The organism is Alcanivorax sp. HI0083 (assembly GCF_001635175.1).
This window is the reverse complement of the sequence record NZ_LWFX01001149.1, coordinates 1-4,992: the sequence shown is the minus strand read 5'-3', so window position 1 is coordinate 4,992 and position 4,992 is coordinate 1. Positions and strand designations below refer to the sequence as shown.

Here is a 4,992-nt window from a genome sequence, read left to right as displayed (position 1 = left end):
CCGGCATTGGGCGTTATGCATCAGGCGTTTTATTTTTTCATCTTGATCGGCAGGGTCTCGATGCCGTTGCCGGCCAGTTGGTCCTGGGCGCGGTGCATGGCGTTGAGGTTGTTGTAGGGGCCGATCATGACCCGGTGCCAGCTGTCGCCGCTGTCCAGATTGACTGACTGGATGCTGGCCTCGAAGCCTTTAAGGATCAGTTCGGCCCGGCGGCGGTCCGCATCTTCGTTGCGACGGAAACTGCCCGCCTGCAACAGGTATTTTTCGTTGTTGCGGGTGTTGGTTTCCGGCTTGCGGGTATTGGCCGGTTTGCTGGTGTCCGGTTTGCGGGTGGTGCCTGTGCCGTTGTCGGTTTCGTTCTGCGGCACGATCACTTCCATCTTCGGCAGCACTGCATAGAAATCGAACTGGGGTGAATCCTCTCCGGGTTCGTTCTTGGGTTCCGGTTTCGGTTCGGGCTTGGCCTGAGCCAGTTTGTCGTTGCTGCTGGCCACCGGTTTGCTGTCACCCTGTGCCATCTGGGTCTTGCCCAGATGGAACAGGAAGGCCACAAACAGGCCGACCATGAGGCCGGTAAACAGCCAGACCCAGCCGGGTACCTGGCGCTGGGGTTGCTTCTTGCGGGCGGGGCCGCGGCTGGCGCCGCGCCGGGTGTTCTTCGCCATTACATGCGCTCCAGTGGGCTCAGGCCCAGCAGTTCCATGCCGTGTTTGAGGGTGCGGGCGGTGAGGGCGGCCAGCTTCAGGCGGCTGTTACGGATGCCCTCGTCTTCACTGCTGAGAATCGGGCAGTGCTCGTAGAAGCTGGAAAACAGCCCGGCCACATCATACAGGTAAGCGCTGAGCAGGTGCGGCTGGCCCTTGTCTGCCACGCTCTGGAGGACTTCCGCAAATTGCACCAGCCGTGCGGCGAGGGCCTGTTCTGCTGCTTCGTTAAGCAGGAAGTCACCGCTCACGCTGGCCATGTCCAGTTCGGCCTTGCGGAATACGCTGGCCACGCGGGTGTAGGCGTACAGCAGGTAAGGCGCGGTGTTGCCTTCAAAACTGAGCATCTGTTCGAAGTTGAAGATGTAGTCGCTGCTGCGGTTTTTCGAGAGGTCAGCGTATTTCACTGCGCCGATGCCCACCGAGCGGGCGATGGTGCGTAGTGCGTCCTCGTCCAGCTGCGGGTTCTTTTCTTTCACCAGCGCGTAGGCGCGCTCTTCGGCTTCATCAAGCAAGTCGATGAGTTTGACGGTGCCGCCGTCGCGGGTCTTGAACGGGCGGCCATCCGGGCCGTTCATGGTGCCAAAGCCCATGTGTGCCAGTTCGGTCTGTTCGGGGACAAACCCGGCCAGCTTTGCCAGGGTAAACATTTGCTGGAAATGCAGTGCCTGGCGCTGGTCCACAAAGTACAGCATGCGATCGGCCTGCAGGGTGCCGGCGCGGTAACGCAGGGCGGCCAGGTCGCTGGTGGCGTAGAGATAACCGCCGTCGGCTTTGCGCACAATAACGGGTAGTGGTTCGCCTTCCTTGTTTTTGAAGGCGTCCATGAAGACGCACTGGGCGCCCTGGCTTTCACTGAGCAGGCCTTTGCTGTCCAGGTCAGCGACGACCTGGGCCAGGTCATCGTTGTAGGCGCTTTCGCCGCGCACGTCCGATGGGGTCAGGCTGACGCCGAGGCGATCGTAGATGGCCTGGCAGTGGCTCAGGGATACCTGGTTGAATTCTGCCCACAGGTTCAGGCAGTAATCGTCGCCGGACTGCAGTTTTACCACCAGGGCGCGGGCGCGGTCGGCGAAGGTGTCGGATTCGTCGAAGCGTTGTTTGGCGGCCCGGTAAAAGGTTTCCAGGTTGGCCAGCTCGCGGCTTAGCTCGCGCTCGCCTTCTTCGGCTTTCTGTTCTTCCAGATACGCCAGCAGCATGCCGAACTGGGTGCCCCAGTCGCCCACGTGGTTCTGGCGGATCACGGTGTGGCCGAGAAACTCCAGGGTGCGCACCACCGCGTCGCCGATGATGGTGGAGCGCAGGTGGCCCACGTGCATTTCCTTGGCCAGGTTGGGGGAGGAGTAGTCCACCACCACGGTCTGGGGCTGCTGTGGCCGGTCAATGCCGAGAAAGTCGTCGGCCAGGGCGGACTCCAGCAAGCCGGTGAGCCAGTCGTCCGCCTGGAAGAAATTGATAAAACCGGGCCCGGCAATGTCCACCTTGGCCACGGCGCTGTCGCTGGGCAGGGCGGCAATCAGCTTTTCTGCCAGGTCGCGGGGCTTCATGCCGGCGGGTTTGGCCAGCATCAGCGCGATGTTGGTGGCAAAGTCGCCGTGGCTCTTGTCCCTGGTGCGGTCGATTTGCACCGGACGCTTGGCGTCGGCGGGCAGGGTGCCGTCGTCGATCAGGGTGTCCAGGGCGCTTTCAATGAGGGATATCAGGCGTTCTTTCATGACATTCTTTTGTGGAGGGCTCTGGGCCGTTTGACTGGCCGGCGATTGTACGGGAAAAGGCGAGGATTCGCAGCACGCTTCACGCAACACGCACCATGCGGGGCTCCGGCGTGGTGCATGTCGCGTGCTACGTGTGGCGTTGTCACAGCATGTCGATCGGATCCACATCCAGGTGCCAGCGGCACTGGCGGCCTTCGGGGAGCTTGCGGGCCTGCTCCAGTAACAGGTTCAGGGCCTGGTGCAGGGGCGCGCGCTGGGCGCATTGCAGCAGTAACTGGGTACGGAAGCGGCCGGCGCGTTTTTCCATGGGGGCTGGAATTGGGCCAAGAATATGGACATCCGGCGGCACGGTAATGGTGCTGAGCTGCTGCAGGAAGTTCATGGCGGTGCCCATGGCCATGGCTTCGCAGCGGAACAGGGCCAGGTGGCCATGGGGGGGCAGGCCGGCCATCTGTCGTTCTTCCAGCAACGTGGTGGCCAGTTGCGGATAGTCGCCACTGGCGGCCAGTTGCAGCAGGTGGTGGTCCGGGTGGCGGCTTTGCAGGATGACTCGGCCCTGGCCTTCGCGGCCGCTGCGCCCGGCCACCTGCAATAACAGCTGGGCGGCTTGCTCCGGGCCGCGGAAGTCGGCGCTGAGAAAGCCTGCGTCCATGTCCAGAATCACGACCAGTGTCAGTTTGGGGAAGTGGTGCCCCTTGGCCAGCATCTGGGTGCCGACCATGACGGCGGGTTCGCCTTTCTGGATCTGCGCCAGATGTGCATCGAGGGCGCCTTTTCGCCGGGTGGCATCCCGGTCGATGCGGATTACCGGCACGGGGAGGGATTGTTCCAGTAGCTCAGTGAGCTTTTCGGTGCCGCTGCCGGCTTCCTGGATGGCGCTGGAGCCGCAGTCCGGGCAGCGGCTGGGGACGCGCTGTTGGTAACCGCAGTGATGACAGCGCAGGGCGCGGTCGCTGCGATGCCAGGTGAGAAAGCTGTCGCAGCGTTTGCATTCCGCCTGCCAGCCGCAGTCGTGGCAGAGAATCATCGGCGCGTAGCCGCGCCGGTTGATGAACACCAGTCCCTGATTGCCGGCCTCCACGCATTGTTTCAGCGCCTGCAGCGACAGCGGCAGTAGCGGGTTGCCGGGAGCGGCCAGCCGGGCATCGACGATTTCGATGGGCGGGCGGCTCTGATCGGTGGCCCGTTGTGACAGCCTGAGCCACTGGAATCGGCCTTCCCGGGCCAGATGCAAGGTTTCCAGGGCCGGGGTGGCGCTGCCCAGAACCACCGGGATGCCCAGCTGCTGGGCGCGCCAGGTGGCCAGATCCCGGGCGTGGTAGCGAAAGCCGTCCTGCTGTTTCAGGGAGCTATCGTGGGCTTCGTCCACGATGATCAGGGCGGGATTGAGCATGGGGGTAAAGATGGCGGAGCGGGTGCCAATGATGATGCGCGCCTGGCCCTCCCGGGCCGCCAGCCAGTTGTCCAGCCGTTCCCGGTCGGTGAGCCCGGAATGCAGGGTGACCACCGGGACGGCAAAGCGCTGCTTGAAGCGTTGCACGGTTTGCGGGGTCAGACCGATTTCTGGCACCAGCNCCATGACTTGCTTGCCGGCGGCCAGCAGTGGCGCCATNACTTGCAGATAGACTTCGGTTTTGCCGCTGCCGGTGATGCCGTCGAGCAGGAAAGGGGTGAAGCTGTCAGCGTCCTGAATCGCCTGAATGGCGGCGCGTTGCTCGGCGTTGGCTGCCAGTGGGGCCTGGGCCAGGGTCTCTTTGGTTACGTCTGGTCGGGTGTCTACCTGGATTTGCTCGGCCCAGCCCTTGTCGCGCAGGCTGGCCAAGGCGGGTGGGCTTACCTCCAGCGCCGCCAGCATGGCGCTGCTCAGCCCCTTCGGGTGGTCACGTAGGGTGTGCAGGGCGTCCCGCTGGCGGGGGGCGCGGCTGACTTGGTCGTCGCTGACGTGTTGCCCGCGTTCGGTGATCTGCCAGCGTTTTTCCAGGCTGGCCTGGGCCTCATTGCCCTGGCGTAACAGGGTGGGCAGGGCGTAATTGAGTACTTCGCCCAGCGGGTGATGGTAATAACGGGCTGCGCGCTCGCAGAGTTGGTAGAGCTCGTCGGGCATCACCGGTTCGTCGTCGAGTACCGCTTGCACGGCCTTGAGTTTCGGGTAATCGCTGGGGGCGTGGCCGTGTACGAGGCCGACCAGGGTGCGCCGCCCGAAGGGGACTTTGACCCGGCTGCCCCGGGGGGGTACCACGGTGCCGTGCAGAACATAGTCAAAACACCCGGGCAGGGGCACGGGCAGGGCAATTTGCAGGGTGTTTTTCGGTGACACGGAATTTCCTGGAGCCAGCGGCGGCTTTGCGCTTGCGGAATGGGGACAAGCTGTTATGATTCGCCTTCTTTTTCCCAGGCGCAAGCCGTGTGGTGCCTGTCGTAGAGGCCGGTAGCGACACAAAATGGAGCTTAGCAATGAAACCAGAGATTCATCCCGATTACCAGACAGCGACCTATTCCTGTAGCTGTGGCAACGTTATCGAGTCCCGTTCCACCAAGGGTGGCGCCATGGACCTGGACGTTTGTTCTGCCTG

Annotated in this window: 4 protein-coding genes; 1 reads left to right on the top strand and 3 read right to left on the bottom strand. The window is 63.2% G+C overall.

From position 1 onward, the window contains the following. Nucleotides 1-29: 29 nt before the first annotated feature. The 3 genes from A3754_RS16320 to A3754_RS16310 all read right to left on the bottom strand — a co-directional run bounded on the left by A3754_RS16320 (nt 30) and on the right by A3754_RS16310 (nt 4,736). On the bottom strand, nt 30-665 hold the full coding sequence (locus tag A3754_RS16320) for an SPOR domain-containing protein (protein WP_063520551.1): 636 nt from the start codon (nt 663-665) through the stop codon (nt 30-32). Continuing rightward, entirely contained in the window at nt 665-2,419 is a 1,755-nt protein-coding gene (gene argS, locus A3754_RS16315) for an arginine--tRNA ligase (RefSeq protein ID WP_063520550.1), read from the bottom strand. The genes A3754_RS16320 and argS overlap by 1 nt, the downstream gene beginning before the upstream one ends. A gap of 142 nt (nt 2,420-2,561) precedes the next feature. Next, nucleotides 2,562-4,736 carry a primosomal protein N' gene (locus A3754_RS16310; protein WP_063520549.1) on the bottom strand — a complete coding sequence of 725 codons (2,175 nt, stop codon included), beginning with the start codon at nt 4,734-4,736 and terminating at the stop codon, nt 2,562-2,564. A 137-nt stretch (nt 4,737-4,873) separates the two neighbouring features. On the opposite strand from A3754_RS16310, the gene rpmE reads away from it, so the two are divergent. Continuing rightward, nucleotides 4,874-4,992 (top strand): 50S ribosomal protein L31 (gene rpmE, locus A3754_RS16305; protein ID WP_063520548.1); only part of this gene is annotated, 119 nt, incomplete at its 3' end.